Genomic DNA, 2,157 nt, shown 5'->3' on the forward strand with positions numbered 1-2,157 from the left:
ACCAACTTATCCGGATTTAAGATTTTAGCTGTCTCTCCCATGAAGTGAACCCCCGCAAATACGATTACATCTGCTGGCGTTTGGGCAGCCTGCTGGGATAAACCTAGAGAATCACCAATATAATCAGCTATATCCTGTATGTCAGAATTTTGATAGTAGTGAGCCAAAATAACGGCGTTTAATTCCCTTTTAAGCTCTTTAATTGCCGTAAATAGGTCATCAGGTAAGCTCGATCGATTTGCGGGTTGAACAGTTGTGAACACGGTGAGATTTATGGTTATTTTTACCAAATACTAAACAAGTCTCTACATCATAGCAAATTTTTCCAAGGAGAGACCACAAACAAAAAAAGCTTGATACAACAGCGCTCAAACGACTGACAACCAAGCCCCGATAATACCATTTTTCAAAAAGTATATAGCGTGTTCTATTCGCACGAGGTACATTATTGATGTTCAAAAGCTTAATCAGCAAAGGTTTAAATGTGCCGTACAGGTACGAGAACCGCTATAGTTTATTTTTGGGAAATCCCTAAACGCTGATATTCTATCTGGATACAAGCATCCATAATCACATTTAAACCCGCCTCGATCGCCCTTTTTTCCGCAACTGGGTGATAAATTTTCAATTGTGTCCAAAGGGTAGCAGCCTGAATAGCAATAGCTGACTCGACAATTTCAGGTAAATAATCAGGATGACGAAAAACGTTAACAATATCCACAGGTTCGGGGATAGCCTCTAGAGAAGGATAGCACCTTTGACCATCAATTTGCTTGACCATCGGATTGACAGGATAGACTCGATAACCCACCGCTTGCAGAAATTTGGCTACCTGATAGCTGGCGCGACTCGATTTCTCAGAATGCCCCACCACTGCGATAATTTTACTATTGCTGAAAATGGTTTTGAGCGCACCATCGTCTCCTTTAATATTCGGCATTGTCCCACCTATCTTAGAACAGAGTTTCGTTTCCCATAAAGATGAAGTGTAACCTAATTTGGTATCGACTTTTAACTGCAGCTTTAGCCCCTCTGGAGAACTGGCAGCAATGTTTAACTTTTATATCGGAAAAACAGTTAAGTAGGTAGGTGTTAAAAGTTGTCAGACACACCCCTTATCAAGGGGGGATTAAGGGGGGATCCCCCCGCCTATCGGCACCCCCCTTATTAAGGGGGGCAGGGGGGATCAGAGGCAAAATCTATCTTCTATTTAATTATAACTACTTACTTATTACCAATCCCAATCAATTCCTCGGTATCTGTAGGAAAATTTACCCGATGGTTGCCCCTAAATCCTCTGACTTTAGTTAGTACAAAACCTCATGAATTATCTTAGTATTATCATTCCGACTCTTAATGAGGAGTTAAGAATTGCAGCAACGTTAAAACAGATAGGTGAAGGAGTAGAAATTATTGTTGTCGATGGGGGAAGTACAGATAAAACCAGAGAAATAGCTGAAAAATTGGGAGCAAAAGTAATTATTTCACCGAGTAAAGGTCGTGCATTTCAGATGAATTTAGGAGCCAAAATAGCGAAAGGAGATATTTTGTTATTTCTACATGGAGATACTTTACTTTCCCAAAATTATCAAGAGCAAATTATCAATACTTTATCTCAATCTGGGATAGTAGCGGGGGCTTTTGAATTAAAAATTGATGGAGAGGAAAAAACCCTGCGTTTAGTGGAAAAATTAGTTAATTGGCGTTCTCACTGGTTTTCTCTTCCCTACGGAGATCAAGGAATATTTTTAAAAGCCTCAATATTGACCGATTTAGGGGGGTTTCCTGAGTTACCAATTATGGAAGATTTTGAATTAATACAAAGATTGAAAAAAAGGGGTAAAATAGCCATAGTTTCTACTGCGGTGATTACCTCGGCAAGACGTTGGCAAAAATTAGGAGTTGCCAAAACCACCTTAGTTAATCAATTAATAATTATTGGTTATTATCTAAAAATTCCGCCGCATTTGTTGAAAAATTTTTATCGTTTATGGTAATTAGGGAGAACTACCACTAGATTCTAATTACTTCTGGGAGTCTGTCGATAAAAATTTTTGTCTCCCGAAGTACCGATCGATAGGATAATTGATCATTGTAACATCTGCTCTGAGAATATGTCTCTCGATCGCCGTCAATTTCTTTATCTTTTAGGTGCTA

General features: G+C 39.0%; 3 protein-coding genes. 1 reads left to right on the forward strand and 2 read right to left on the reverse strand.

All coding sequences use genetic code 11. From position 1 onward, the window contains the following. Positions 1–263, reverse strand: a 263-nt coding sequence (gene nadA, locus PX484_RS04600; protein ID WP_288103010.1) for a quinolinate synthase NadA, incomplete at its 3' end; no start/stop codon positions are given. A gap of 251 nt (positions 264–514) precedes the next feature. Beyond that, complete coding sequence (locus PX484_RS04605; protein WP_002733015.1) at positions 515–940, reverse strand: CoA-binding protein; 426 nt, start codon at positions 938–940, stop codon at positions 515–517. 382 nt (positions 941–1,322) lie between these two features. Here PX484_RS04605 and PX484_RS04610 point away from each other — a divergent pair, with 382 nt between their 5' ends. Continuing rightward, a complete protein-coding gene (locus PX484_RS04610; protein WP_288103011.1) occupies positions 1,323–1,997 on the forward strand; it encodes a TIGR04283 family arsenosugar biosynthesis glycosyltransferase in 675 nt (224 codons plus the stop codon). The last annotated feature ends 160 nt before the right edge of the window (positions 1,998–2,157 follow it).

Origin of the sequence: Microcystis sp. M49636_WE2 (assembly GCF_030065375.1) — a bacterium.
Lineage (GTDB): Bacteria > Cyanobacteriota > Cyanobacteriia > Cyanobacteriales > Microcystaceae > Microcystis > Microcystis aeruginosa_C.